The sequence below is a fragment of the Pseudoalteromonas sp. SR41-4 genome, assembly GCF_014163985.1.
In the GTDB taxonomy this organism is placed as follows: Bacteria; Pseudomonadota; Gammaproteobacteria; order Enterobacterales; family Alteromonadaceae; genus Pseudoalteromonas; species Pseudoalteromonas rhizosphaerae.
In genome coordinates, this window is sequence record NZ_JACJEI010000007.1 from 92,994 (window position 1) to 117,431 (window position 24,438).

Annotated in this window: 25 protein-coding genes; 18 read left to right on the plus strand and 7 right to left on the minus strand. The window is 41.5% G+C overall.

Annotated features, from left to right (window positions below):
* The 8 genes from H5180_RS07700 to H5180_RS07735 all read left to right on the plus strand — a co-directional run bounded on the left by H5180_RS07700 (position 1) and on the right by H5180_RS07735 (position 8,550).
* Positions 1-387, plus strand: coding sequence for a hypothetical protein (locus tag H5180_RS07700; protein WP_182758014.1), 387 nt, complete (start codon positions 1-3; stop codon positions 385-387).
* A gap of 140 nt (positions 388-527) precedes the next feature.
* Positions 528-1,610, plus strand: coding sequence for a hypothetical protein (locus H5180_RS07705; RefSeq protein WP_404936336.1), 1,083 nt, complete (start codon positions 528-530; stop codon positions 1,608-1,610).
* A gap of 435 nt (positions 1,611-2,045) precedes the next feature.
* On the plus strand, positions 2,046-3,599 hold the full coding sequence (leuA, locus tag H5180_RS07710; protein WP_145242424.1) for a 2-isopropylmalate synthase: 1,554 nt from the start codon (positions 2,046-2,048) through the stop codon (positions 3,597-3,599).
* Complete coding sequence (leuB, locus tag H5180_RS07715) at positions 3,596-4,672, plus strand: 3-isopropylmalate dehydrogenase (RefSeq protein ID WP_182735445.1); 1,077 nt, start codon at positions 3,596-3,598, stop codon at positions 4,670-4,672. Before leuA ends, leuB begins: the two co-directional genes overlap by 4 nt.
* A 75-nt stretch (positions 4,673-4,747) precedes the next feature.
* Positions 4,748-6,148, plus strand: coding sequence for a 3-isopropylmalate dehydratase large subunit (leuC, locus tag H5180_RS07720; RefSeq protein WP_182758016.1), 1,401 nt, complete (start codon positions 4,748-4,750; stop codon positions 6,146-6,148).
* On the plus strand, positions 6,148-6,747 hold the full coding sequence (leuD, locus tag H5180_RS07725; RefSeq protein WP_182758017.1) for a 3-isopropylmalate dehydratase small subunit: 600 nt from the start codon (positions 6,148-6,150) through the stop codon (positions 6,745-6,747). Before leuC ends, leuD begins: the two co-directional genes overlap by 1 nt.
* Positions 6,748-6,865: 118 nt before the next feature.
* Positions 6,866-7,831 carry an SRPBCC family protein gene (locus H5180_RS07730; protein WP_182758018.1) on the plus strand — a complete coding sequence of 322 codons (966 nt, stop codon included), beginning with the start codon at positions 6,866-6,868 and terminating at the stop codon, positions 7,829-7,831.
* Between the two features lie 125 nt (positions 7,832-7,956).
* Entirely contained in the window at positions 7,957-8,550 is a 594-nt protein-coding gene (locus H5180_RS07735; protein ID WP_182758019.1) for a hypothetical protein, read from the plus strand.
* Positions 8,551-8,553: 3 nt separating this feature from the next.
* Here H5180_RS07735 and H5180_RS07740 read toward each other — a convergent pair whose 3' ends face one another.
* Positions 8,554-8,925, minus strand: a complete 372-nt coding sequence (locus H5180_RS07740) for a hypothetical protein (RefSeq protein WP_145242437.1) — start codon at positions 8,923-8,925, stop codon at positions 8,554-8,556.
* Positions 8,926-9,021: 96 nt separating this feature from the next.
* Here H5180_RS07740 and H5180_RS07745 point away from each other — a divergent pair, with 96 nt between their 5' ends.
* Positions 9,022-9,468 (plus strand): TerB family tellurite resistance protein, encoded by a 447-nt coding sequence (locus H5180_RS07745; RefSeq protein WP_145242439.1) that lies wholly within the window; start codon positions 9,022-9,024, stop codon positions 9,466-9,468.
* Positions 9,469-9,473: 5 nt separating this feature from the next.
* Here H5180_RS07745 and H5180_RS07750 read toward each other — a convergent pair whose 3' ends face one another.
* Positions 9,474-10,043, minus strand: coding sequence for an NADPH-dependent FMN reductase (locus H5180_RS07750; RefSeq protein ID WP_145242441.1), 570 nt, complete (start codon positions 10,041-10,043; stop codon positions 9,474-9,476).
* 126 nt (positions 10,044-10,169) lie between these two features.
* On the opposite strand from H5180_RS07750, the gene H5180_RS07755 reads away from it, so the two are divergent.
* Positions 10,170-11,066 carry a LysR family transcriptional regulator gene (locus tag H5180_RS07755; RefSeq protein WP_145242443.1) on the plus strand — a complete coding sequence of 299 codons (897 nt, stop codon included), beginning with the start codon at positions 10,170-10,172 and terminating at the stop codon, positions 11,064-11,066.
* Between the two features lie 83 nt (positions 11,067-11,149).
* Here the strand turns inward: H5180_RS07755 and rsgA are convergent, their stop codons facing one another.
* Together rsgA and norR are read right to left on the minus strand one after the other, a co-directional pair.
* The gene (rsgA, locus tag H5180_RS07760; protein ID WP_149980415.1) at positions 11,150-12,199 is read right to left on the minus strand and encodes a ribosome small subunit-dependent GTPase A; all 1,050 of its coding nucleotides are present in this window, start codon (positions 12,197-12,199) and stop codon (positions 11,150-11,152) included.
* A 234-nt stretch (positions 12,200-12,433) separates the two neighbouring features.
* Positions 12,434-14,002 (minus strand): nitric oxide reductase transcriptional regulator NorR, encoded by a 1,569-nt coding sequence (gene norR, locus H5180_RS07765; RefSeq protein ID WP_182758020.1) that lies wholly within the window; start codon positions 14,000-14,002, stop codon positions 12,434-12,436.
* A gap of 166 nt (positions 14,003-14,168) precedes the next feature.
* On the opposite strand from norR, the gene H5180_RS07770 reads away from it, so the two are divergent.
* Both H5180_RS07770 and hmpA read left to right on the plus strand, forming a co-directional pair.
* Positions 14,169-15,401 (plus strand): NnrS family protein, encoded by a 1,233-nt coding sequence (locus H5180_RS07770; RefSeq protein WP_149980417.1) that lies wholly within the window; start codon positions 14,169-14,171, stop codon positions 15,399-15,401.
* Positions 15,402-15,411: 10 nt separating this feature from the next.
* Complete coding sequence (gene hmpA, locus H5180_RS07775; RefSeq protein WP_182758021.1) at positions 15,412-16,593, plus strand: NO-inducible flavohemoprotein; 1,182 nt, start codon at positions 15,412-15,414, stop codon at positions 16,591-16,593.
* 67 nt (positions 16,594-16,660) lie between these two features.
* Here the strand turns inward: hmpA and H5180_RS07780 are convergent, their stop codons facing one another.
* Both H5180_RS07780 and H5180_RS07785 read right to left on the minus strand, forming a co-directional pair.
* Entirely contained in the window at positions 16,661-17,314 is a 654-nt protein-coding gene (locus H5180_RS07780) for an endonuclease (protein WP_182758022.1), read from the minus strand.
* 112 nt (positions 17,315-17,426) lie between these two features.
* Positions 17,427-18,143: a hypothetical protein gene (locus H5180_RS07785; RefSeq protein WP_145242454.1), complete on the minus strand. Its 717-nt coding sequence runs from the start codon at positions 18,141-18,143 to the stop codon at positions 17,427-17,429.
* Between the two features lie 167 nt (positions 18,144-18,310).
* Here H5180_RS07785 and H5180_RS07790 point away from each other — a divergent pair, with 167 nt between their 5' ends.
* A complete protein-coding gene (locus H5180_RS07790; RefSeq protein ID WP_145242456.1) occupies positions 18,311-18,691 on the plus strand; it encodes a hypothetical protein in 381 nt (126 codons plus the stop codon).
* Here the strand turns inward: H5180_RS07790 and H5180_RS07795 are convergent.
* Entirely contained in the window at positions 18,688-19,131 is a 444-nt protein-coding gene (locus H5180_RS07795) for a PaaI family thioesterase (RefSeq protein ID WP_145242458.1), read from the minus strand. The two genes, H5180_RS07790 and H5180_RS07795, sit on opposite strands and share 4 nt — an antisense overlap.
* A gap of 121 nt (positions 19,132-19,252) precedes the next feature.
* Here H5180_RS07795 and H5180_RS07800 point away from each other — a divergent pair, with 121 nt between their 5' ends.
* The 5 genes from H5180_RS07800 to H5180_RS07820 all read left to right on the plus strand — a co-directional run bounded on the left by H5180_RS07800 (position 19,253) and on the right by H5180_RS07820 (position 24,428).
* On the plus strand, positions 19,253-20,047 hold the full coding sequence (locus tag H5180_RS07800; RefSeq protein WP_149980421.1) for a hypothetical protein: 795 nt from the start codon (positions 19,253-19,255) through the stop codon (positions 20,045-20,047).
* Between the two features lie 74 nt (positions 20,048-20,121).
* Positions 20,122-20,739, plus strand: a complete 618-nt coding sequence (gene lexA, locus H5180_RS07805; protein WP_145237778.1) for a transcriptional repressor LexA — start codon at positions 20,122-20,124, stop codon at positions 20,737-20,739.
* A 421-nt stretch (positions 20,740-21,160) separates the two neighbouring features.
* Positions 21,161-22,303: a cytochrome c oxidase subunit II gene (coxB, locus tag H5180_RS07810; protein ID WP_145237781.1), complete on the plus strand. Its 1,143-nt coding sequence runs from the start codon at positions 21,161-21,163 to the stop codon at positions 22,301-22,303.
* Positions 22,303-23,901: a cytochrome c oxidase subunit I gene (ctaD, locus tag H5180_RS07815; protein ID WP_145237784.1), complete on the plus strand. Its 1,599-nt coding sequence runs from the start codon at positions 22,303-22,305 to the stop codon at positions 23,899-23,901. The genes coxB and ctaD overlap by 1 nt, the downstream gene beginning before the upstream one ends.
* Positions 23,901-24,428, plus strand: coding sequence for a cytochrome c oxidase assembly protein (locus tag H5180_RS07820; RefSeq protein WP_149980422.1), 528 nt, complete (start codon positions 23,901-23,903; stop codon positions 24,426-24,428). Before ctaD ends, H5180_RS07820 begins: the two co-directional genes overlap by 1 nt.
* The last annotated feature ends 10 nt before the right edge of the window (positions 24,429-24,438 follow it).

Here is a 24,438-nt window from a genome sequence, read left to right on the forward strand (position 1 = left end):
ATGCATGACATGAGCAAAGGATCTGCAAGCCCATTGGTTTATTTACTAACTGGATATGTTGAAAACAATAAACCGGTTGATAAATTAACCTCGGTAGCAAATCGAATTATTGTTGCTGAACAGCCTAAATCAGCCACTTATGATACAAAAAAGCCTATTGTATTAAAAACAAATAGTGCTGGTATTTTATCGACAATAAATAGTGACTCATTAGACGTACGTCAGCCGTTTCATGCCTACACGGATAATAATCAACGTCCTATTATTATTCCGCCAATGGAATCCATTGGCCTCATTGCCAATAATAACCCTAGTGGCTGGACTGCAGAGTTTGTTGATAATTTAAAAAATTACAGTAGCTCAAATACGCCGTTTATTTATCAGTAATTTAACACTATCGATTGAAGTGGCAGAGATAACAGAAGGGTAAGTGCATTCATTTTGCCTTCATTATAAAAAGTTTTAAATAATGAGTTTGTTTACAGCAATCCAATAAATGGGCTCATTCAGTAAAAGGATAGTTTTTGATGTTTTTTAAAAAATACAGCATGTTTTGCGCCCTCTCTCTTTGTGCCAGCTTGGTACTAAGCGGTTGCTCAGAGCCTTCATCGCAAAGTTCATCGCAAACTCAGGCGGAACTTCAAGCTGAGCTGGCTAAATACCCATGGGCTAAAGAGCATAAAAACCACCCTGAGTGGCCGATGGAAATACGAGAAGAGGTGTATGGCGATGCAGATACATTCTCAACACCGCGGTTAATGTTTTGGAATAAATACAAATACAGTGAGATACGCACGCTGTGGTCATCGCGTTTAGATGGCTCAGACAGACGCCGTATTATTCCTGAAGAAGTATTTACACGTTTAGAATCTATTAGTATACATGCACCAGCTCGCTCACCAGATAACCGTTATATCGCTATTTCGGGTTATATAAATGACCGAGCGACGCGCCAGCTTTACGATACCAAAGAGCAAAAGCTAATCACCATGTCAGGTGGGGGTGGCTACCCGTGGTTTAATTGGACCTCAGACAGTGAAAACGTCATTTTTTACTCAGATGGCAAAAACTTTAATTACAATGTTCCAACAGGCGAGTTAACCCCACGACCACAAATTCACCACAGTGGCGCTGCTTTTTTACTGCCCGGCGATAAAGAGTTTTTAGCAGTAAAGCACGATGGCTTTTGGATACATAAATTTAATGGCGAAATAGTGCGTAAAGTGAATTTTGGTTTTCCGAGAGAATGGGAAATGAAAAACCACCGTATTTCACCGGATGGAAAATATTTAGCGTTTATGACTCATGGCAGAGACGACTTTCATTTTCACTGGGTAAATCTTGCCAACCCTGAAATAGAGCATTCAGAGAAAGGAACAGGTGGTGGAGTTATATTTTCATTAGATGAAGATGTTACTCTTAAATTTGGTTATAACGACTTTAAAGAGCCAGCTAGTCGAGATGAAATACCTGACATATATAGCATTATTACTAAAACGAATATTTTAACAGGTGAGCAAAAAATCACACGAGTAAAGGAAATGGGTATTTGGGGTCTTGATACATTAGTTCCAATAGCAATTACAAACGTAGCAGCACAAGGACGATAATAATGCATAAAATGAGCAAAGGATCTGAATAGAGTGGAGACAACAGTGGGAATTAAAATAGAAAACTTATCTAAGCAGGATCGGCCATAAAGTAAAGTATATTATGGTTGCTTTAGGTTTGGTTTGAATTATATAACCGTAAAGTTGGTTTTATACGGAATTTATTTTCTTTTATTGTGGTTTTTCATTCCATTTAAAGGTGAGATTATGCTTGCATGCGCAGTTTTGAAGTGTTAAAAATAGGGCTCACTGAACACACACATTTAGTAAAGACGATGCAAAACACTCATTTAATTACATTAAAACTGAACCTCTTACTGCAAGCGCACGTGAGCGGGGATTAGTGTATTTGCATTAAGTAAACACAAAAAACCCCGCATATCGCGGGGTTTTTTTTATCTCGCATCCAGGGCAGCAGAGAATTAAGGGTAGATTATGCAAGAACAAGATAAAGTATGGATTTTCGACACCACTTTACGTGATGGTGAGCAAGCGCTTAAAGCGAGCCTGACTGAAGAAGATAAAATCCAGCTGGCACATACTATTAGCCGCCTAAATGTGGATGTGATGGAAGTAGGTTTTCCGGTTTCGAGCCCTGCCGATTTTCGTTCAGTGCAACGTATAGCGACAGAAGTGAAAGGCCCTATTATTTGTGGTTTAGCACGCGCTGTTGCTAAAGATATTGAAGCCTGTGGCGAAGCACTTCGCACAGCACAACAAAGTCGAATTCATACTTTTATTGCTACCAGCCCTTTGCATTTAGAACACAAGCTACGTATGAGCTTAGATGATGCGACAGCCATGGCGGTTAAATCAATCAAGCTTGCCCGTAATTATACTGATGATGTGGAATTTTCATGCGAAGACGCAGGCCGTACACCGCATTGGGATTTATGCAAAATTGTTGAGCAGGCGATTAATGCCGGTGCATCAACCATCAACTTACCAGATACGGTTGGTTTTGTTACGCCAGACGAATACGCGGCGATGATCCGCCATTTAATGAATAACGTGCCAAATATTGATAAAGCGCGGTTAAGTGTACATTGTCATAATGATTTAGGTTTGGCTGTTGCCAATTCTGTTGCAGCGGTGCAAGCCGGTGCACGGCAAATCGAATGTACTATTAATGGTATTGGTGAGCGTGCGGGTAACTGTTCACTTGAAGAAGTGGCGATGATCATGAAGATGCGCCAAGACCACTTAAAAGTGTATACCGATATTCGCAGTGAAGAGATTTATCGCGCCTCACGCCAAGTGGCGAAAATTTGTAATATGCCAGTACAACCTAACAAAGCGATTGTTGGCGAGAATGCTTTTGCCCACAGTTCAGGTATTCATCAAGACGGTGTATTAAAAGCGCAAAATACCTATGAAATTATGTCACCAGAAAGCGTCGGCGTACCAAATAACCAATTAAATATGACCTCACGTTCGGGTCGTCATGTTATTGAGCACCGCCTTGAAGAATTAGGCTATCAAAAATCTGATTACGATATGGATAGCCTATATGAAAGCTTCTTAACCCTTGCAGATCAAAAAGGTACAGTGTACGACTATGACCTTGAAGCGATGATTTATTTTAATCAAATCAGTGATAAAGACGACAAATACCAATTAGAGTTTGTTAACTCAACGTCTAACTCGCAATCAGTAGCAAGCTCAACGATTGGGATGACGATTAATGGTGAGTCTAAACAAGAAGCCGCCACTGGTAATGGCCCTGTAGAGGCGTCATTCTTAGCGATTGAACGTTTAACGGGTATGGCTGTTGAAATGATTGAATTTAATCTAGAGGCGACCGGTGAAGGTGCCAGTTCATTAGGTGAAGTAAATATAATAGCTAAATACGATGGCCGCCCTTATCACGGCGCGGGCATTGCAGCGGATGTGGTTGAGGCGTCAGTACGCGCCATGATCCGCGTTTATAACTTAATTTATCGCGCACAAAAAGTGTCTGATTTAAAACAACAAAGGAAAGCAGGATGAGTCAATCAAATTATAGCGTTGCCGTATTAGCAGGCGACGGTATCGGCCCAGAAGTAATGGCAGCAGCAGAGCAAGTATTGGATGCTGTGAGCAGTAAATTTGGTTTCACTTTAACTCGTCATCATCATGCCATTGGCGGCGCTGCGATTGATCAATTTGGTAAAGCGTTACCCGATCAAACCCTTGCAGCGTGTGAAAGTGCCGATGCAATTTTGTTTGGTTCAGTGGGCGGTCCAAAGTGGGAGCATCTTCCTGCCAATGAGCAACCAGAGCGCGCATCACTTTTGCCACTACGTAAACACTTTGGTTTGTTTTGTAACTTACGCCCAGCGCAACTATTACCAGCACTGAGCGCTGCATCGCCATTACGTGCCGATATAAGCGAAAAAGGCTTTGATATCTTATGTGTGCGCGAGCTAACGGGCGGTATTTACTTTGGCGAAAAAGGCCGCAGTGGCGAAGGGGCTGAAGAAGTGGCATTTGATACACAAACTTATTCACGCAAAGAAATTGAACGCATTGCACGTTTTGCCTTTGAAGCAGCAAAATTACGTAATAACCATGTAACGTCGGTTGATAAAGCCAACGTATTAGCATCAAGTGTATTATGGCGCGAAGTAGTAACCGAAGTAAGCAAAGACTTCCCAGAAGTAAGCCTTGATTATATTTACGTTGATAACGCGGCAATGCAGTTAGTTAAGCAACCAAGCCAGTTTGATGTGTTACTGTGTGATAACTTATTTGGTGACATATTGTCAGATGAATGCGCGATGATCACCGGATCTATGGGCTTATTGCCATCGGCAAGTTTAAATCAGTCAGGCTTTGGTATGTATGAACCTGCTGGTGGTTCGGCACCTGATATTGCTGGCAAAGGGGTTGCAAACCCAATCGCACAAATTTTAAGTGCCGCGTTAATGCTACGTTATTCACTAGGCCAAGATGAAGCGGCGCGCAGCATTGAAAAAGCAGTTGCTGAAGCAGTCGAAGCCGGCGTAGGTACACCGGATATATACCCAAATGCAGGTTATACAACGCAAGACGTTGCCGCAGCAATTGTCGCTCGTATATAAAACAGCACGTATTTAAACAATTATTCACTCGCTGCACCGTCACGCGGCGAGTCAAACAAATTAGGGGATCAGCAAGTGGCCCAAACGTTATACGATAAAATCTGGCAAGCACATGTAGTTGCTAGTATTAATGAGCAAACCGATTTACTTTATATTGACCGTCATCTAGTACATGAAGTGACATCGCCGCAAGCTTTTGCTGGCCTGCGAGAGAAAAACCGTAAAGTGCGTTGTCCTGAAAAAACCATCGCAACGATGGATCATAATGTATCGACCAAAAGCCGCTCATTAGATGCCGCCAGTGAAGTATCAAAAAACCAATTGATGGCGCTTGATGCCAACTGCAAAGAGTTTGGTATTGTACTTTACGATTTAAACTCAATTAACCAAGGCATAGTGCATGTAATGGGGCCTGAGCAAGGTATTACTTTACCTGGCACTACCATTGTTTGTGGTGATAGCCATACCTCTACTCACGGTGCATTTGGTGCGCTGGCCCATGGTATTGGTACGTCTGAGGTTGAGCACGTACTCGCGACGCAAACACTACAACAGAAAAAAGCCAAGTCATTAAAAATTCAAATTAATGGTGTACTACGTCCAACGGTTACAGCCAAAGATTTGATCATGGCGGTGATTGGTAAGCTAGGTACCGCTGGTGGTACAGGTTATGTGGCAGAGTTTTGTGGTGAAGGCATTGCAGCACTGTCAATGGAAGCGCGTATGACATTGTGTAACATGAGTATTGAAATGGGCGCTAAAGCGGGTTTAATCGCTTCAGACCAAATCACTTATGATTACTTAAAAGGCCGCCCATTTGCTCCACAAGGCGATGATTTTGAAGCTGCAGTTGCCTACTGGGAAACCTTAAAAACTGACGAAGGTGCGCAGTTTGATTTAGAAGTTGAACTAGAAGCGAGTAGCATTCAGCCGCAAATTACTTGGGGCACTAGCCCTGAGCAAGTTATTGGTGTTGATGAATGCATTCCAGATCCAGATCAAGAGCCTGATTTAATTAAAGCTGATGCGATTCGCGGTGCCCTTAAATACATGGGTTTAACAGCCGGTGATAAGTTATCGTCAGCGAGCGTAGATACGGTATTTATTGGTTCATGTACCAATAGCCGCATTGAAGATTTACGCGCCGCCGCACAGATTGTTGAAGGTAAAAAAGTGGCTGCTGGTGTTGAGGCGTTAATTGTACCTGGCTCTGGCTTGGTGAAAAAACAGGCTGAAGATGAAGGCCTAGCTGATATTTTCAAAGCTGCTGGTTTTGAGTGGCGTGAACCGGGTTGCTCAATGTGCTTAGCGATGAACGATGACCGCTTAGGTGCAGGCAAGCGCTGTGCATCCACCTCAAACCGTAACTTTGAAGGTCGCCAAGGCCGTGGTGGTCGTACACACTTAGTAAGCCCTGCAATGGCCGCTGCGGCAGCTATTCATGGTCGCTTTGTTGATATTAGAGGAGAAGCCTAATGAGCATTTATTTTAGTGGCTTAATGGCCCCACTTGATAAAAACAACGTCGATACCGACCAAATCATTCCAAAGCAGTTTTTAACTTCAACCAGCCGCGATGGTTTTGATGCGGCGTTGTTTTATGATTGGCGCTATTTAGATAACGACGAGCCAAACCCTGAGTTTATTTTAAATCGGCCATGTTACCAAGGCGCGCAAATATTACTAACTCGCGATAACTTTGGCTGCGGCTCATCACGTGAGCACGCTCCATGGGCATTAAAGCAATATGGTTTTGAAGTGATTTTAGCGGAAAGCTTTGCCGATATTTTCTTTAATAACTGTGGCAATAACCAGATGTTAGCTATTGCACTACCAGCACAAACATTGGAAGACTTATTTGTACTGAGCGAGCAACACGACGATATTCATATCGACATCGATCTTGAAAACCAAACGCTGACCAGCAATAAGTTTGCCCCAATTAGCTTTGATATTCGCAAAGACGTAAAAGAGCGTTTATTAAGTGGTTTAGATTTTATCGGTGTCACCGAAACCCTCAACCCACAAATCGATGCCTTTGAAGCAAAGCTTAACGCCGAGCGACCTTGGCAGTAAAGGTTTAAAAGTCATTAAACAATGAAACGCGGCTAAGGCCGCGTTTTTTATTGCTGCGGTTAGAAATAGTTGTTAACTTCGGAACATTATTGGCAATTAAACATTGAAAGAACTATTTATGCGAACGCTTTCTCCAAAATATATAGGCATTATTTTAGGTGTGCTTTACGGCATATCTATACGGGTATTTCTAGAGTTTAGTGATGCGTTTAACTTCGGCAGTTTAGTCACTATTTCTTTTATGTTTTTAGTCCCCATTGCGATTGGCTATATTCGTATTTATTTTGAATGCAAACTCAATAAATCAATGTCTTATAAGCAAATGGCAGTTAAGGCTTGGCAGCCTATTTTTGTATTTTTACTGGTGAGTATAGTAACTCTTTTAGAGGGGAGTATCTGTGTGGCTATGGCGCTACCAGCATTTATGTTATTTGCAAGTATAGGAGGAGTCTTAGCTGGATTTGTACATCGTAAATTAGAAAAAGAAAGTAAAAAAGTCGTCATGTCAGTGGTATTAATACCTTTGATTTTATCACCACTAGAGGTGAATTTTTTAAAGCTATCGCAAACATATGAAGTTAAAAACTCAATTGTTATCAATGCACCAATAGACGTTGTTTGGCGGCAATTGGCGAATGTAAGTTACATTGCAGAGCGGGAGTTCCCAATGTCATTTTCGCAATTGATTGGTATTCCTCGCCCTTTGCAGGCGGATATGAATGCACAAGGTGTAGGTGCAGTGAGAACCAGTAAATGGCAAAAGAACATTGTATTTAAAGAAGTTATAACAGATTGGCAGCCAAATAAACAAATGCTCTACCAGTTTGATATCGACCCTGATTTGATTCCAGACAACGCACTAGATAAACATGTAAAGCTAGGTGGAGAATATTTTTCTCCTCTTTATGGAGGCTATTATTTAGCAGAAACCGCTAATGGACAAACCGTTTTAACGTTAAAAACCACTGTTGAAGATAATACCAACTTTACTATTTACTCTCGATTATGGGGTGAGGTTATTTTTCAAGACTTTCATAATTCACTATTAAAGTTGATGAAAAGCCGAGCTGAAAAAGCCGTTTAAGCTATTTTATGGTTGGCTTGCAAACTTTTTTAGCTTACTCACCGCTGGACCACCATTCAACGCGATTACTTCCTTTGTATTTATTAACACGCTAAGCTGCAACTTTATATTTTTAGGAACATGCTATGAAATTATTAACTGCGGCAACTTTATTGCTGGCGTCTACGGCGGCGTTTGCTCGCCCTGCGCCTTTGGTATCTATCCCAACTCATGATGGCTTTTTTGATAATATTGCCGCCCATTGTGGTAAAGCTTTTGAGGGTAAAGTAACGGTTGATAATGCCACTGGTCCTAGCTCGTTTGCGGGTAAAAAATTAGTCATGCATGTTCGTAAATGCACTGATAGCGAGTTACAAGTACCGTTTCATGTAGGTGATGATGCATCACGTACGTGGATCATTACTAAAACCGGTAGTGGTTTGAGTTTAAAACACGATCATCGCCATCAAGATGGGACTGATGATGTATCGACTATGTACGGTGGTCATACGGTTGATGCTGGGTTTGCTAACGTGCAGTCGTTCCCTGCGGATCAGTATTCAAAAGAATTGTTTGTTAGCCAAGGTATTCCACAATCTATCGGTAATACATGGCAGATGTATATTTACCCTGAAAAGTTTACTTATCGTTTAATTCGCCAAGGCCGCGAGTTTCGCGTTGATTTTGATTTAACAAAACCAATTACACCACCGCCAGCGCCTTGGGGTTATAAAGACTAAAGATTAGTCTTTGCTGGGCTTTGTCTCACATTGTAGTAATACCGTTAAAGGTGGCTGATAGGCGCGGGGTTTGGTTGGGAAACGATCATACTCTTGTACACCATCAGTCACTTTTAGCATAAACGGATTACCACGGCATAAACGGTCAGCATGGCGCAATAAAAATACACTTTGATTTTTAAAGTGCTGATAGTCGTCAGATTGAATTTCTAGATGATAGTTATTTGCGTCTAATTTTGTTTGGTAATAATGGACTTTTTCATCGAAGTCATAGAGTTTTTCGGTTTCACCTTTTTCTGCTAATACCGCATTACTGCCTATTAATAGTGCCAGTGCACTGATAATTACTAGCCTATTTGCTGTTTTTCCTTTCATAAACCTTTAACTCCATTATTGTATTGAGCGCACTATTTAATTACAGTGATGCAACGAGTTATGCTGTAAGTCTAACACCCAAAAAGGGAAAATGTGATGTTCAAACAAATAAAACAACTATTTTCAGCTTTTGATGAGCAACCAGCTCAGCTGCAAGAGCATGATTTGAAAACGGCTGTAGCGGCATTATTGATTGAAGTCATGCGTGCTGATCGCGAGCAGCAAGACGATGAATTGAAAACGTTATCTCTGACTTTAAAAAAGTATTTTAATTTGAGTGATGAAGACGTTAGTGAGCTAATGCAAAGCGCAGGAAAAAGTTTGGATGACGCGATTGATTACTTTCAGTTTTCTAAACAAATTAATGATCAATGCAGCGCAGAGCAACGGATTGAAATTATAGAGCTGCTATGGCGCTTAGCGTATGCCGATGGTGAGTTAGATCCGCAAGAAGAGTATGTAATTCGCCGTGTTTCTAACTTGTTGTATGTCGCGCATGAGGATTTTATCGCTGCCAAGTTAGCAGCGACAAAGCTTTCTTAAGCGGTTTATTTATTTAATTTGCTGGCAACGCTGACGAGCTGCTGAGCAAGGCCTGCAATTCGTTCTGCTGTCACAGGGTCACTAATGCGGCCATTTTCATCAAGCAAAGTGTGAATTGCAGGTACGGCAAGTTGATCTGCCAATACCAAGCTGCCGATACCCGATAAAATATCGCGAACGTGATTTAGACCACGCAAGCCACCTAAGCCTCCCGGTGATGAGGCGTATAAAGCCGTTACCTTGTTACGAAATGCTGGAACTGCGCCTTGCTCAGTACGTGATGCCCAATCAATGGCATTTTTTAGTACCGCGGTAATTGAACCGTTATATTCAGGGCTCGCAAGTAAGATGCCATCTGCAGCGCGTAGTTTGTCTTTTAATAACTGAGCGCCTACTGGTGTGCCTTGCGCTTCAACGTCTTCGTCAAACATGGGTAAGTTTAGATCTGCCAGTTTAATTACTTCAACTTCTGCACCGCTTTCTAATGCAAAGCGGGCTGCTTCATTGATCAATTTTTGGTTAAAGCTGTCTTTACGTAAGCTGCCTGCTAAGGCAATAATTTTTGGTGCTGTCATGGTGGTCGCCTTCAATAACGTAGTTGGGTTTGCCTGTTAACTACTTTAGCAAATATTTACTTGCAGAAAAGCCAAATAAACGCAAAACTTATGTGCATATACGCACACTTAAGGTTAAGGGCAGGTATGGCGATTCAATTTGATGACTGGCAAGATGTAAAAGTAGCCTATGAAGTTGCGCGGTTAGGAACGTTAACAGCGGCGGCTGAAAAGCTCAACGTCCATCACAGTACGGTACTTAGGCGCATTAATAACCTAGAGCAAAGTTTAAATGCACGTTTATTTCATCGTCATGCCCGGGGTTATAAAGTAACTGAGATTGGCGCTAAACTCTTTACAGCAGCGCAGTCTATTAATAGTGAACTTGAACGCTTACACAATGATATTATTGCCGCAGATAGTACTTTGCGTGGTAGTTTATTGCTTACAACGGTCAGTGGTTTTATTGATGTACTGAGTGATGTGTGTGAACAATTTCAAAGTTTACATCCGCAAGTGCAGCTGGAAGTAATACTTGATCAAAACCGGTTACGTCTTGATCACGGCCAAGCACATATAGCGGTACGCGCAGGTCCTCGTCCTGATGAAGGTGATTATATCGCCCAGCATTTGGCGCATTTGTCGTCAGGATTTTATGCATCAAAGCGTTATATTGATAAGCATGGCGTGCCAAAAAGTATTAAGCAATTGCCGTTGCATAATTTTGTTTCGGGGGTGGCCGGCTATAATGGCAAAGTGCCTTATTTTGTTTGGGTTGATGAAAATATACCAACTTCACAAGTGAAATTACGCGTGTCTGAAACCTCAGAGGCAACCCGTGCGATTGTTAAAGGCTTGGGAATTGGCGGGATGCAGCATGACGTGGCGGCGCAGTATGCTGATTTAGTACCAATACTAGCGGATGAACTGAGTTGGCCAACGGATTTATGGCTAGTAACCCATCACTTAGTGCACCGAACAGCTAAGGTACAGGCGTTCAGTCAGCTTTTAAAAGCGTATTTTAAGGAGCATAAGCTCGCGTAATTTAGCTGGTTAATCTTTCTATCAGCAAAAACGTGGCTAAACAGTATTTAGCCACGTTTTGTTTAACGACTGAGAAAAATTAATTAACGTCCTTTTAAATTACGCATGTCTGCTTGTACGTTACGATAAAACCGACCTAAGCTTCTATCTTGGCTACGTAATTGCGCAAGGCTCTGAGTATTGCGTTGCTGCTCTTTTAACAGTTTTTGATAATTAGTGATACGCCGCTGCGTTAATAAGCCTTTTTGTAACGCAGCTAGCACCTGACAACCGGGTTCTAGCTGATGACTACAATCGGCAAATCGACACTGCTGCGCCAGTTCACTTATATCGTTAAAAGTAAGCTCTACACCTTGTTGACAGTCACTTAGTTGCAGCTCTCGTATGCCGGGAGTATCGAGTAACAGCGCTCCTACGTTAAGAACATGCAATGCTCGATGAGTCGTGGTGTGGCGACCTTTGCTATCGTCCTCACGAATTGCACCAGTGTCACTTAGCTGCTGTTCACATAAGCTATTAACTAAGCTGGATTTACCTACACCCGAAGACCCAACAAAAGCTAATGTTTGACCTTTGCCGCACCATGGCATTAATTGCTCAACACTGCCACGCTCTAATGCATTAACAGACAGCACGGTTAAGTGATTATCAAGCGCTGTTAGTTGTGCTATATGTTGCTCTGGTTCTGCACATTGATCGCGTTTGGTCAGTACAACAACGGGTAAACACTCACTTTGATATGCTAACGCTAAGTAGCGTTCAAAGCGGCTTAGATTGAAATCTTGATTATGCGAGCTGACAATAAACAAAGTATCAATATTAGCGCCAATAAGCTGTTCACTTAATTTACTTCCCGCACTTTTGCGACTGAGCAATGTTAAGCGCTCAAGCAATCGGGTAAACAGCCAGTGTTCGTTGTGTTGCGTAAGTAATATCCAGTCACCCACAGTTAAGGGGGGATGATCTGAATTTACCAATACCTTGTGGCAACCCTGCTCACTCTGTACAACAAAGTGGTCGCGATGGTAGGTAATGATCCGTGCAATCAGTGTGTGCTCTAAATCATTGAGCGTAAGTTGTTGTTGGAAAAATGCGCGCCAACCCAGTTGGCTTAAACTTAAATTAGTATTCATATAACCCCATTACTGCAAAGAGTAAAAATAACAAAGGGGTTTGCTGTTAAATTTTAGCTATCAACAGCGCCCCGGCTAATGGCCGGGCAAAACTTAATATTAAAAAATAAAATTAAGCACTTACTTGCCCAGCAAGGGGGTTTAATACAATCATCAAATATCTCCTGTTTAGATGTTTATTGTGGTTTTACACCAGTTGGCACTATAGCCAAGTTTGGGTGTATAAAATACACATTAAATAGATTTTTTTACTGTAATACCGAGACGTTTGGCTAATCGCACTAAGTTAGCGCGATCAACTTTTAATGTTCGTGCTGCACTGGCCCAGTTGTAATTATGTTGTTCTAGCTGTTGGCTGATTAAATGCTGAGTAAATGTATCCGTTGCTTGTTTGAGCGAGAAATTTTGTTTATTTATGTTATTGTTATCGGCAGTTGTTAATGCGACAGGCGCTGGGTTATTTGTACTTAGGTTAAGTTCACAATGAGCAGGTTCAATAGTAATTATTGCTTGCTGCCACTGGCTTTGTTTGGCTTTTAATGCTGCACGGCTGATCACATGCTCAAGTTCTCGCACATTTCCCGGCCAGTCATATTGAGTGAGTAGTAGTTGCGTTTCGACGCTGAGTTTGAGTTGTTTGATAGCTAGCTTACGGGCTGTTCTTTCAACAAAGTAACCTGCAAGTAGAATTACATCGTTTTCGCGTTGTTTAAGTGGCGCAACGTTGAGCGGGTAAACACTTAACCGATGATATAAATCGGCTCGAAAACGCCCTTGAGCGACTTCGTTTTTTAAATGCCTGTTTGTAGCCGCAATAACCCTTACATCGACGTATTTTACTTCATCTTCGCCAACAGTTTGGATTTCACCACTTTGTAAGACGCGCAATAGTTTACTTTGCATGGCAAGTGGCAGTTCACCAATTTCATCTAAAAATAAGGTGCCACCATCAGCCAGCTGAAACTTGCCTTGACGTGCATTATGGGCGCCAGTAAATGCGCCTTTGGCGTGGCCAAAAAATTCACTTTCGGCGAGATTCTCTGGTAATGATGCACAATTTAAGTGAATTAACGGCATTTCGCTACGCTTTGAATGAAGATGGATATTGCGTGCTACTAGCTCTTTACCTACCCCGGTATCACCTTGGATCAAGACACTAAACTCAGAAGCCGCCACTAGTTTTATATCGCTTCGAAGGGCTTGCATGGCCGTGCTTTGGCCGATGATCTCTGCACCATCGCGGGTAAGCGCTTCGCGGTTTAGCTCTTGCACTAAAGCGCTACTATGTTGCGCGAGGTTTTGATATTGCTGCAGTTTTAATACAGTTTGCAAATGCGCGGTGCAAAGCGTACCTAGTTGAGTAAATAGCTCAAGGTCAAAACTGTCGAATGCATTTGCATCGAGACTGTCGAGGGTGATCACACCGAGTAAGTTATCTTCGCTATCAAGTAGGGGGATGCCTAAGCAAGCATGAACAGGGATATCGCCAGTTTTGCTCGATAGTAAACCGTCGTACGGATCAGGAATTGGGCAATCATGGGCAAACTGTAATGGTTGCTTAGCGTTGCAAATGGCATGTAAACGTGGATGCTCGTTTATTACAAAGCGTCGTCCTAGGGTGTCAGGCGTCAGTCCATGAATAGCTTGTGGTTTTAACACATCGCCTTGTAAGGTAAGCAGTGCAATAGCGTCACTGGGTATTACTTGCTTGATACACTGAATTAACTGCTGAAAAGGCTGCTTTTGGTCGCTCACTTTAGCAAGCACAAGGGCGACATTAAGTAAGCTTTGTTTATCTGCCATGTCAAAATGACTCAAATGTGTTTTTATCTTATTTAAAGGTGAGTCATAAAGACTTTTTTGTCAATAGTAAAATAGTTAATATGTTGAATAATAAGCAGTTTAAATCTTGGCTCGGCTTGTGCAGTAGCGTGTTATAAATACCTAGATAGATAAGTCTAATACGCTGATGCGAGCAATCAATTTAACCGAACCAATGCCCAAAAAAGTGCGTTTTTATCAAGTCAGTCAATGGCCGTTATGGATGTTAGCATTTCGGCCCTACTTTTTAGGAGCTGGCTTGTTGGCCGTTTTGTCGATTAGTTATTGGTTACTCATTTTAACAGGCCATGCCAGATGGCAATTGACTATGCCAGCAACACTTTGGCATGCCCATGAAATGATGTTTGGCTTTGCAGGCGCTGTAGCTGTGGGGTTTTTATTAACCGCAGCACAAACTTGGACCGGGGTTGCGAGTATTAATGGTCGTAAATTGATGTTGCTAACCCTAGTGTGGCTAGCAGCTCGTGTTGCGTTTTTTATTACCAGTGCAGGTATTGAAAACTTTAGTTTATATGCGGTGTTATTGTTCCAATTGCTTTGGTGGTTAGGTGCAGTTATGGCGCTGGCTAATATGCTCCTTAAAGCTGGCAATAAAAATAACTACCAATTTTTACCGATGCTAAGCGCATTGTGTGTGCTCAATATTATTTATTTATGCTTAGCAATACAACAAAACATGCTACTTGCATTGGCAGTCGCCGATACCGCAGTACTAGTAATGACCTTACTTGTCGGTGTGGTGGCTGGGCGGGTATTACCTTTTTTTACTGCTCGTGGTCTTGGTTTAGCGGAGCAAGTGCGTACTCCACGTTTAGATAAAGTGCTGCTTTACAGCTCATTGTTTGCTGTCGCGCTTTATTTTATCAGCCAATTATTTATAGCAAGCGTTAATCCTGGTTGGGCATTGGCTGTTGTTGCTGTAGTGCATTTAAGTCGCTCATTGTTGTGGTGGAATAATCAAATGCTCAAAGTACCACTGTTATGGTCGTTGCACTTCTCTTATCTAGCTCTTGGGCTTGGTTTAGTATTGCTTGCGCTGAGTTTTTACAGCTCGGTTATTTTGTTTAAAGACGCGCTGCATATGATCACTATAGGTACGATTGGCATGATGATCTTAGCGATGATGACGCGGGTATCTCATGGTCATACTGGCCGCCCTTTAACTATTCCTCACTTTATGGCTGTGGCGTTTGCTTTAGTGTTTATTGCAGCAATTATTCGTTCGTTATTACCTGTTGTTATTGGGCCACACATCGCATGGCAGCTGAGTGCTGTACTGTGGATCGTGGCATTTTTATTGTTCTTATTCCACTGTATTCCTATTTTAACGCGGCGTCGTGTTGATGGGCGTCGTGGTTAAAGGAAGTTGTATGTTATCTGATAAAACCATTGAAATAGTAAAAAGCACAGCGCCTTTATTGGCGCAGGCGGGCACCGTTGTCACGGAGCATTTTTATAACCGGCTGTTTAGTCATAACCCTGAGCTGCAGGATATTTTTAATATGGCCAATCAACGTAGTGGCCGTCAGCAATTTGCATTATTTAATGCACTGGCCGCTTATGCGCAAAATATTGATAATTTAGCCGTATTAAAAGAAGCGCTGGCGCGTATTAATCACAAACATGCCAGCATGCATATTTTACCTGAGCATTATCCGATTGTGGGAGGTCATTTAATAGGTACTTTAAAAGAGCTGCTTCCTGAACAGTTTACTGCTGAAGTTGAATATGCATGGCGCGAGGCGTACGCTCTACTTGCTGATATTTGTATTACCGAAGAAGCGGCGCTATACGAGCACAGTAAAAATAACCACGGTGGCTGGGCGGGTACTAGAGCATTTGTTATTGCTAAAAAACAGCCTGAATCAGAGTTAGTAACCAGTTTTACTTTAGTGCCAGTCGATGGTAAAGCGGTAATGACTCATAAACCAGGGCAGTATCTAGGCATTAAAGTGAAACCCGATGATGCGCAATACAGTGAAATTCGTCAGTATTCAATTTCCCAACAAAGCAATGGTGAGAACTACCGCATTAGCGTGAAAAAAGAGTTATTGCCAGCAGCGGGGATTGTATCTAATTATTTGCACTCACTTGATGTGGGCAGCGTTGTGGAGCTTTATCCACCGGCTGGCGACTTCTTTTTACGCGCAAATAAAAAACCTGTGGTATTAATTTCTGCGGGCGTTGGTCAAACACCGATGCTGGCAATGTTACAAACATTATTATGTGATACATCGAATCAAGCGGTCACCTATTTACACGCCTGTGAAAATATCCTGCAGCATTCATTTAGTCAGTTTTTGGCGGAGCAAGCCGCGGCGCATACTCGATTAAATTACTACACTTGGTTTAATCAAGGTGGCGAGGGAGCTGAGTTTACTGGATTGATGAATGTCAGTGCTGTTGCTGAGCAGCTTCCGCTTGAAGAAGGTGACTTCTACATCTGTGGCCCTACGGGGTTTATGGCTGCAATTAAACAGCAATTACTCGTATTAGGAGTCGCTGCTGAGCGTATTCACTACGAGGTGTTTGGCCCACATCAAGATATTTAATGACGAAACTAAATGTAGGTTTTAAGTGAAAAGGCGCGAAATGCGCCTTTTTTATGGTTTTGGCTACTTAAAGTACAGCATTGCTATTTTTCGCTGCTAAAGCTTGGTTTTGCCATGCGGTAAATAATTTTTGTTGCTTGTCGGAAATTTTTAAACCATAGGTTTTTTGCATATAAAAATAAGCATCGGCAATGCGTTTTCGTGCATAAAAGGGCGGCTCTACCACACGCTGTTTAAAATCTACCTTTACTTGGCAGCGACCATATTGGCTTGCATTACCTGCAATCATGCCAAAGCTGTAATTAGAGCGGTCTGCGTTTATTTCACCAATTGCCGGAGCGAGATTATTTATATCAGCTTCCATTTTCCGAAATTGCGCACTGACTTTAATGCAATTTTTTCGGCCGCCCTCTTGCCAGCATTGTAGCTGGTGACCAAATTCCCATGCAGACACAATATGTTCCCACTCAATCCGAGTTGCGCGCGCATTTGGTTTGCCTGAACGAGTAACCGCATTGCGAGGCACATAACCACATGCATTTGGGTCGGGCACCAGTTTTTTACCTTGGCGTTTAATATTACAGCCACAATAGAGGCTGGTGGCGTTATCAGGAAGGGTTTCGATGAGGTGTTTTTTTGCGCTGTAAAAACTGGTGAATTGTTCTGCATAAAGGTTAAAACTCACACAACACAATACCAGCGCAATAATTAAATGCGGCATATCCAATCACTTTAGTGAACTACAGGAAGCGCTAGTTTAGAGCGATTATTCAAAAAGTAAATCGCTTAACTGTGTGATGTAGTGGGAATTTCAACTCATCTACAAGGTAAGGTTAGCTACTTGGGCGACGGGAAGTACGTTTTCTAAAACGGATATTCTGTAGTAATAAAATAAAGCCAGTTAAACAAAACAATATGCTACTGGCTGCAAAACTAATTAATAATGGGTTATTAAAATCTTCACGTTGATCATAGTCCATTATGTGTAACATCCAGAAAAAATCGAAAATTCGCCAAATTGTGCTGCGAACAGTAATAACTTGGCCACTATCAGCGGATAAATATAGTGTGGTGTTAAACGTATCGTCAAAATTTACTTGCCAAATATTTTCTTTAAAGCCAACTTCGCGAGTACCTTTAGCTAGTTTGATCGCGTCTGTTACTTGCGCATTAATTAATAGATGAGCTTGGGCATTGGCAATAATTTGCGCTTTACTCGGTGCTACCAAAGGACTGCCAGTAACTCCGTTAAAGCTGTACTCACCGTTACTGTTGCTCACAATAATGGTAGGGATTGTTAAAAAGTGACTATAACTAATTTGTCTTGGCTGAGTAATTTGTGCAACGATATTATCAACTGAGGCTAGATAATCAGCTTGTTTGAATGGGTTATTTAATTGCCGCGCAGCTAAATGTTTACCGTGAACTTTTTCAAGCGGTATAGCACTCATAATTAAACCACCGAGTAACCATGCAAAAATTTGTAGCGCTAATAAGTAACCTAACCATTTGTGAAACTTACGCGCATGTTTAAAAATGCGTTTATCCATAGTGACTACCTGTTTGTTATTAGTGCGGTATTCTATAAATTATATTGAGTTTGCCAATGTGGCAAATTGTCGCATCAACAAAATAAAACTAGCTACTCTAGATTTGGTATATACGCAAAATTAGGTTAAAGTTTGCGTTGTTATTAACGCAGGGTAAAAATGAAACAATGTCGGAAATTCAATTTTTAAATGTAGATCTAGAGCTTGAATCAAAGCAAGATATTAGTTTGTTAGTTGCAGACTTAAAAAAAAGTGCTGTGGTTTTGCATTACGATAAAGATGAGTACCGTCAACTAGCACGTATTGAGTCTAATGAAGACGTTATCTCACCAGATAAAGCGATTAACCACTTATGTGAGTTAATTGAATCTTGCTCACGCAATGCATTAAAGCAGTGGTTATCATGCTCAAAGCGCACCTTTGATATTGGCTTTGAATCAGGCACTTCGCCAAAATGCTTTAATCAAGCGCTCAGTGCCGATACTTTATTGCGTATTTCTGCTATTGGCGCAGGTATTGAAATTACAATTTATCCACTTTCAAGTTAGCCTTTTCGCTCTACAATTGCTGCGGTCATTCTTGATACGCAGCACAGTTCTCCACGACTATTGGTGATTTTTATTTCCCATACGGATGTACGCTTGCCTAAGTGTAGTGGTGTTGCTATCGCGGTTAATAAACCATTACGTGATGCTTTTAGATGATTGGCATTGATCTCCTGGCCAACACAATAAAACTTTGTAAAATCAACAGCAAAGTTTGCAGCATAACTCGCCACCGTTTCTGCAAGTACAACATTTGCGCCGCCATGCACCATACCCATAGGGTTATGATGAGCTGGGATCGCGGGCATCGTTGCTACTAAATAATCATCGCCTATTTCACTTATTTCAATGCCCATGGTTTTCATCAATGTGCCTTGACCACTTATGCCGTCATCAAGTTGCTTACATTGTGCTAGGGTGATCGGTTGATACCAAATACTCATCTGTCTACCTCACTAAGTTATTTACTAAATCAGTCTACACTTTTAAACATTTTCCTACAGTTAAGATCATAAAAATAGATAAAATGTACCTATATTATCTAACTGTTAATGGATCTTAAGGATGAAAGTAAAGGTATTTGGATGTGGTGCAATATTATTGATGAGCCTTGTTGCTCAGCCGCAGGCTGTTGCTAGTACCCAACATCAACTCGATATTGGTTTTACCGATTTAGCTGGTTTAGATGAATCTTTTTTAGGCGCACGATACCGATATTTTGCGCAAGATCTTGAATCTTTGACTGGTCCATACGAGCTAAAAGCGTATTTAAATCAAGTCAATAATTATGCTATTGGTGGGTTTGCTAATGATGATTTTAGCTATTTAAATGCCGATGCTGCCATCTATGGTCCCGCAGGATTAGTTATTAGTGCCAGCGCGCAGCGCCTCTGTGAGGATAATAGCTATTGGCAAAATACTGATTATTTAGTGAGTGCCGCTGTTGGTAAGCAAATGAATGAACAGTTACAACTAGGGTTCAATGTATATTACAGTCGCTTAGAGCGCCATGATATGTGGTTTGGCAAAGATAATGAAAGAGTCGCGGTTGAATGGACTTATGCACCTTATGTTCGTTGGACAAATATAGTTAGCAATCAAGGTTGGGATTTAGAGCTAAAGCAATTGGCAGGGCGTTATCGTTATGTGCAGGGGCAGGCGGTTTATTATGTAAATCAAGCATGGTCAGTGGGAGTCGTTGCCAATATTCGGAATCAGAAAAATCTAAAAGACAACTATGAACTGCAAACGCAATATTGGTTTAATCAACATGTAGCATTAAAGTTTGGTCTTGGATCTGCGCTTGATTCTGGAAGTGGTTTAAATAGTATGAGCTTGTTATTAACGGCGCGATTTTAAGCCAATTTATATTTGCGATTTTCAGATAACTGTATATACTCACAGTTAAATGTACTGTATGGAAAACCAGTTGTATGCGCCCATTAACGAATCGCCAAGCTCAAATTCTCGAACTTATTAAAGTTTTTATTAAAGATACCGGTATGCCGCCAACCCGTGCTGAGATTGCGCAAACGTTAGGTTTTAAAAGTGCTAATGCAGCGGAAGAACATTTAAAGGCATTAGCGAAAAAGGGCGTTATTAAAATGAAGCCCGGTGCTAGTCGAGGTATTCAGTTAGTTGAAGAGGATGAGCCGGAACAACTTGGTTTACCTCTAATAGGCAGAGTTGCCGCTGGTGAGCCTATTTTGGCAGAGCAGCATGTTGAAAGTCATTGCAAAATAGATCCACTCTTGTTTAAACCGGCTGCTGATTTTTTACTGCGTGTGCAAGGCATGAGTATGAAAGACATTGGTATTATGGATGGCGATTTATTGGCAGTACACAGCACTCAAGTTGCTGAAAATGGCCAAGTGGTGGTTGCCCGTGTTGATGACGATGTAACAGTAAAACGCCTTGAAAAAGCAGGTAAAAAAGTTTTTTTACATGCTGAAAACGATGAATTTTCACCGATTGAAGTGGATCTTGAACATGAATCTTTCAATATTGAAGGGTTAGCTGTTGGGGTGATCCGCAACGCTGATTGGATGTAAATTTTTTGATCTGTATTTTGCACCAAATTGGTGAAGTTTGGTGCATTTAATTTTTTACCGCTTTAATGGCTAGATTTTATACTTAGCTATAGCGTCCTAAGCCCTATCAAATCTACTTGTCAGCTACTTTTAGCCCTCTAATATTATCCCTAATTACAAAATAACGCGCTGATTTTTAGCTGTTATTTATGCACCAAAAAAGAATTTAATTGCTCTTAAAACTTGCTAATTGTTCATTTTTTAACTAATTGGTTAATACACTGTGTTAACAGCTACTTTAAAAGTCTAACAATTTTGCTCAATAGCATAATTTAGGGTTGCGTTAATATTCAGTAACAATAAAAAATAACGAATTGGCGCGAATAAAGCTGTGCCGCCTTTTCGCTTTGCGTTTTGCAATAGCATTTAAAGGAGCCGTCACATGGGTAAATTGAGCTCTACCTTGTGGCTTATATTGTTTGTTCTACCGCAGCAAGTATTGGCTAATAGCCAGTTTAATATGCGTAAGGGCGTAACAGATATAAGTAATGATGTTTATCAGCTGCACATGACAATATTTATTATATGTTGTGTGATTGGGGTCATCGTGTTCGCCGTCATGTTTTGGGCACTGATCCACCACCGTAAATCTAAAGGGGCAAAACCAGCCCAATTTCATGAAAGTACTAAAGTTGAAATCCTTTGGACGGCAATCCCGTTTGTGATTTTAATTGGTATGGCAATTCCTGCGACAAAAACTTTGATTGCAATGGAAGATGCTAGTAAAGCTGATCTCACGATTAAAATTACTGGTTCTCAATGGAAATGGCATTATGAGTACATGGGTGAAGATGTTGAGTTTTATTCAATGCTTGCTACACCTCAAGATGAAATAACTAATCTTGCAAATAAAAACCCTAATTACCTGCTTGAAGTTGATAAACCTTTGGTGTTGCCAATTAATCAAAAAGTACGATTTTTAATGACCTCAGACGACGTTATTCATTCTTGGTGGGTGCCTGATTTTGCAGTGAAAAAAGATGCTAACCCTGGGTTTATCAATGAAACTTGGACCAGAATTAATGAAGAGGGCATTTATCGAGGGCAATGTGCAGAACTATGCGGAAAGGATCATGGCTTTATGCCTGTGGTGGTTGAAGCTAAATCTGAGCAAGCATTTGCAAACTGGCTGAGCGAAGCTAAGCAGGCAAAAGCAAACGCTGCAATTGCTGATGCTGCATTATTAGATCAAACATTACCAAAAGAAGAATTAATGACACTCGGCGAGCAAGTCTATATGGCCAGTTGCGCTGCGTGTCACCAACCAACAGGTATGGGCTTACCGGGGGTTTTCCCGGCGCTCAAAGGCAGTCCGGTAGTATTAGGAGATATTAAAGATCATATTGATGTAGTGCTTCATGGTCGCCCAGGTACCGCTATGCAAGCATTTGACAAGCAGTTATCAATCAAGCAGCTAGCAGCTGTGATCACCTATAAGCGTAATGCATGGGGCAATGACACTGGGGATGTAATTCAACCGAGTCAGATACAAGCCGCGATTGATGCAACTTCGGAGGCTAAATAATGAGTAGCGTAACAGAGCAACAACATGATCAAGCTGCACACCATGATGGACATCATCATCCTGCGAAAGGTTTTAAACGCTGGCTTTATACTACTAACCATAAAGATATCGGTAGCTTATATTTAATTTTTTCGTTGACGATGTTTTTAATTGGTGGCGCCATGGCGATGGTGATCCGCGCAGAGTTATTTCAACCTGGCTTACAGTTAGTAGAGCCTCACTTTTTCAATCAAATGACCACAGTACATGGCTTGATCATGGTATTTGGTGCCGTTATGCCGGCCTTTACAGGATTGGCTAACTGGATGGTACCACTCATGATTGGCGCACCAGATATGGCATTACCACGGATGAATAATTGGAGCTTTTGGATTTTACCTTTTGCTTTTATTATTTTACTGGCATCCCTGTTTATGCCAGGTGGTGGCCCGGCATTTGGCTGGACTTTTTATGCACCACTGTCAACAACTTACAGTAACGATAATACCGCATTATTTGTTTTTGCTATTCACATCATGGGTATTAGCTCAATTATGGGCGCAATCAATGTGATTGTAACTATCGTTAATTTACGTGCGCCAGGTATGACTTGGATGAAGCTGCCGCTGTTTGTGTGGACATGGCTTATCACCGCTTTTTTATTGATTGCTGTGATGCCGGTATTGGCCGGTGCTGTGACTATGGTATTGACTGATAAGTATTTTGCAACCAGCTTTTTTGATGCTGCTGGGGGCGGTGATCCGGTGATGTTCCAGCACATATTTTGGTTTTTTGGTCACCCTGAAGTGTACATTATGATTCTGCCAGCCTTTGGCATTATCTCGACTATAGTGCCGACCTTTTCACGTAAAAAATTATTTGGTTATGCCTCTATGGTATATGCCACATCTTCGATTGCTTTACTTAGCTTTATAGTTTGGGCGCATCATATGTTTACCACAGGTATGCCTGTCGCTGGCGAATTATTTTTTATGTATGCAACTATGCTGATATCGGTGCCAACTGGGGTCAAAGTATTTAACTGGGTAGCCACCATGTGGCGTGGTTCGATTAGTTTTGAAGTGCCTATGTTATTTAGTATTGCGTTTATTGTGTTATTCACTTTAGGTGGTTTCTCTGGGTTGATGCTGGCGATTACTCCTGCTGATTTTCAATACCATGATACTTATTTTGTGGTGGCGCATTTTCATTATGTGTTAGTGACTGGGGCGATATTTTCAATTATGGCCGGGGCGTATTATTGGCTGCCAAAATGGACGGGAAATATGTTCAATATCACCTTGGCTAAATGGCATTTTTGGTTGTCTTTAGTGAGCGTGAATGTATTGTTTTTCCCTATGCACTTTGTTGGTTTGGCCGGTATGCCGCGCCGGATTCCTGACTACGCACTGCAATTTGCAGACTTTAACGCGATTATTAGTATTGGTGGCTTTGCTTTTGGTTTATCACAATTGTTATTTGTGGTTGTAGTATTTAAGTGTGCACGAGGCGGCGATAAAGTGCCCGCCAAAGTGTGGGATGGTGCTGAGGGTTTGGAATGGGAGGTGGCATCGCCTGCGCCTTATCATACTTTTGAAACGCCACCGGAGATTAAGTAATGAGTCATGCACCACTGCTTAAGCGCTTAGTTTTAATATGTCTTGGCATGTTCGCTTTTGCGTTTGCTTTGGTGCCGTTGTACGACGTTTTTTGTGATGTAACAGGCCTTAATGGTAAGCCTTCGTTAGAGCAAGCAAAGCAAAGTACGAGTGTTAATGAGGCACGAGAAATCGACGTAAGCTTCACAACTCATGCGCAAAGTGGAGCGCCATTTGAGGTGCAATCACATGAGTATAGTGTGGTAGTAAAGCCCGGAGCTATGCGCGAAGTGCTGTTTAGAGCAAAAAATACCAGTAATGAAGATAAAGTTATGCAAGCGGTACCGTCGGTGTCTCCAGGCAAAGCAGCTAAGTATTTGCATAAAATGGCTTGCTTTTGTTTCGATCAACAACCTTTGAAAGCAGGTGAAGAAGTGGAATTTAAACTGCTTTTTTATGTTGATACGCAATTACCTGAAGATGTTGAAGAGTTAACTTTGTCTTATACCGTGTTTGATATTAGCGGGCAGATAGTGGCTAGTAATTAGGTTGCCAAGC

What these genes read in the sequence shown, in the direction of transcription:
- H5180_RS07755 (WP_145242443.1), top strand. Translation starts at nt 10,170, where the DNA reads ATGGCGATTCAATTTGATGACTGGCAAGATGTAAAAGTAGCCTATGAA.
- H5180_RS07700 (WP_182758014.1), top strand. Translation starts at nt 1, where the DNA reads ATGCATGACATGAGCAAAGGATCTGCAAGCCCATTGGTTTATTTACTA.
- H5180_RS07705 (WP_404936336.1), top strand. Translation starts at nt 528, where the DNA reads ATGTTTTTTAAAAAATACAGCATGTTTTGCGCCCTCTCTCTTTGTGCC.
- H5180_RS07820 (WP_149980422.1), top strand. Translation starts at nt 23,901, where the DNA reads ATGAGTCATGCACCACTGCTTAAGCGCTTAGTTTTAATATGTCTTGGC.
- norR (WP_182758020.1), bottom strand. Translation starts at nt 14,002, where the DNA reads ATGGCAGATAAACAAAGCTTACTTAATGTCGCCCTTGTGCTTGCTAAA.
- ctaD (WP_145237784.1), top strand. Translation starts at nt 22,303, where the DNA reads ATGAGTAGCGTAACAGAGCAACAACATGATCAAGCTGCACACCATGAT.
- H5180_RS07735 (WP_182758019.1), top strand. Translation starts at nt 7,957, where the DNA reads ATGAAATTATTAACTGCGGCAACTTTATTGCTGGCGTCTACGGCGGCG.
- H5180_RS07730 (WP_182758018.1), top strand. Translation starts at nt 6,866, where the DNA reads ATGCGAACGCTTTCTCCAAAATATATAGGCATTATTTTAGGTGTGCTT.
- H5180_RS07750 (WP_145242441.1), bottom strand. Translation starts at nt 10,043, where the DNA reads ATGACAGCACCAAAAATTATTGCCTTAGCAGGCAGCTTACGTAAAGAC.
- H5180_RS07740 (WP_145242437.1), bottom strand. Translation starts at nt 8,925, where the DNA reads ATGAAAGGAAAAACAGCAAATAGGCTAGTAATTATCAGTGCACTGGCA.
- leuA (WP_145242424.1), top strand. Translation starts at nt 2,046, where the DNA reads ATGCAAGAACAAGATAAAGTATGGATTTTCGACACCACTTTACGTGAT.
- H5180_RS07770 (WP_149980417.1), top strand. Translation starts at nt 14,169, where the DNA reads ATGCGAGCAATCAATTTAACCGAACCAATGCCCAAAAAAGTGCGTTTT.
- H5180_RS07785 (WP_145242454.1), bottom strand. Translation starts at nt 18,143, where the DNA reads ATGGATAAACGCATTTTTAAACATGCGCGTAAGTTTCACAAATGGTTA.
- H5180_RS07745 (WP_145242439.1), top strand. Translation starts at nt 9,022, where the DNA reads ATGTTCAAACAAATAAAACAACTATTTTCAGCTTTTGATGAGCAACCA.
- H5180_RS07800 (WP_149980421.1), top strand. Translation starts at nt 19,253, where the DNA reads ATGAAAGTAAAGGTATTTGGATGTGGTGCAATATTATTGATGAGCCTT.
- H5180_RS07790 (WP_145242456.1), top strand. Translation starts at nt 18,311, where the DNA reads ATGTCGGAAATTCAATTTTTAAATGTAGATCTAGAGCTTGAATCAAAG.
- leuD (WP_182758017.1), top strand. Translation starts at nt 6,148, where the DNA reads ATGAGCATTTATTTTAGTGGCTTAATGGCCCCACTTGATAAAAACAAC.
- coxB (WP_145237781.1), top strand. Translation starts at nt 21,161, where the DNA reads ATGGGTAAATTGAGCTCTACCTTGTGGCTTATATTGTTTGTTCTACCG.
- H5180_RS07780 (WP_182758022.1), bottom strand. Translation starts at nt 17,314, where the DNA reads ATGCCGCATTTAATTATTGCGCTGGTATTGTGTTGTGTGAGTTTTAAC.
- rsgA (WP_149980415.1), bottom strand. Translation starts at nt 12,199, where the DNA reads ATGAATACTAATTTAAGTTTAAGCCAACTGGGTTGGCGCGCATTTTTC.
- hmpA (WP_182758021.1), top strand. Translation starts at nt 15,412, where the DNA reads ATGTTATCTGATAAAACCATTGAAATAGTAAAAAGCACAGCGCCTTTA.
- lexA (WP_145237778.1), top strand. Translation starts at nt 20,122, where the DNA reads ATGCGCCCATTAACGAATCGCCAAGCTCAAATTCTCGAACTTATTAAA.
- H5180_RS07795 (WP_145242458.1), bottom strand. Translation starts at nt 19,131, where the DNA reads ATGAGTATTTGGTATCAACCGATCACCCTAGCACAATGTAAGCAACTT.
- leuB (WP_182735445.1), top strand. Translation starts at nt 3,596, where the DNA reads ATGAGTCAATCAAATTATAGCGTTGCCGTATTAGCAGGCGACGGTATC.